Annotated in this window: 1 protein-coding gene; it reads right to left on the bottom strand. The window is 55.1% G+C overall.

The genetic code is table 11. The features are described 5' to 3' along the window. Positions 1 to 216, bottom strand: a 216-nt coding sequence (locus GBI66_RS19620) for a hypothetical protein (RefSeq protein WP_171494365.1), incomplete at both ends; no start/stop codon positions are given.

Genomic DNA, 216 nt, shown 5'->3' on the forward strand with positions numbered 1-216 from the left:
TGGTGATGTCGACTGTGTAGCTCGCATCCGCAGTGGCGTTGCCCACGTTGCCTGCTGCATCGGTTGCTGCAATGCTGACGTTAATCACGTTGTCAGCATCAAGTACCAATTGCCCGCCGGCAACCGTTACTGCCCAGGTACCACCCGCTTGTACCGTAGTGGTCAAGTTAACGCCATTGACGTTCACGGTCACCACATCACCAACCGTGTATTCAC

It is taken from the genome of Acinetobacter sp. TUM15071 (assembly GCF_008980925.1).
GTDB lineage: Bacteria > Pseudomonadota > Gammaproteobacteria > Pseudomonadales > Moraxellaceae > Acinetobacter > Acinetobacter dispersus.